Here is a 933-nt window from a genome sequence, read left to right as displayed (position 1 = left end):
CAGGTGGCAGCGATACAAGTGAAAGCCGTTTTTCATCACCTGCAAGCGCTCTCCCACTACAACCCGCACACCGCTCTCTTCAAGGGTTTCCCGATACGCCGTGCACTNGGCCAACTCCCCCGGCTCCAGGGTTCCACCGGGTACACCCAGCTTTCCACCCCAGCGATGGCTGATCAGCAACACCTGCTGATCACGAACAATCAGGCAGCCGGCATTGGCCCGCCGGTCATCTTCCTGGCCGGGCACACGGGGACAGTCCGCCAGCGCCTGCAGCGACGGCAGCAAAACAGAAAGGAGAAGCAGGGAACGGAATATTGTCATGGCTACAGCCTGCCCCGAGACGATGACAGTGTCATGGAATGTTGGCGGCCGGCGGCGGCTTCACCGCAATAACCGCTTAGCTAATCAACGGCAGCCGATGCTCCCGGGTGGCCGCGACAACCTCATCAGGAATGACAATTTCCGTGGCCAAAGGCAGGTGATCCGACAGCAGGCAGTCGGCGAGCACACGGGTGTGGCGACTCTCCAACTCCGGCGATAACAGGATGTGGTCGATATGACGATCCGGGGCCCAGCTGGGATAGGTATTGAGGTTATCCGCCTGCACCGTCTGCAAGCCCAGGGCTGCCAACGGCGAATTGTCCAGATGATCCAGGCGACAATTGAAATCACCCATCATCACCACGTACTTGTAGTCCGCCAACAAGCGGGACAGGTAGGACAACTGGGTATTACGCACCTTTTCACCCAGCGCCAAGTGCGCCACAACCACAACCAACGGCTGAATCGGGTGACCGTACTTGATCACGATCGCTCCGCGACCGGGCAACCCGGGCAAACGGTGATCGGTGATTTCAAACGGTTGGTGCCGGCTGAGAAAGCCATTACTGAACTGGCCAAGGCGGCCAAGGTTGCGGTTCAACTGCTGGTGCC

The 933-nt window shown here is 59.3% G+C and carries 2 protein-coding genes; both read right to left on the bottom strand.

Annotated features, from left to right (window positions below):
* A partial coding sequence (locus A3730_RS01635) for an NUDIX hydrolase (protein WP_156500778.1) occupies window positions 1-321 on the bottom strand: 321 nt, incomplete at its 3' end.
* 76 nt (window positions 322-397) lie between these two features.
* Window positions 398-933, bottom strand: a 536-nt coding sequence (locus tag A3730_RS01630) for an endonuclease/exonuclease/phosphatase family protein (RefSeq protein WP_197477219.1), incomplete at its 5' end; no start/stop codon positions are given.

The organism is Alcanivorax sp. HI0044, assembly GCF_001634945.1.
The sequence above is the reverse complement of the archived record's forward strand: the minus strand, read 5'-3'. Positions and strand labels throughout refer to the sequence as shown.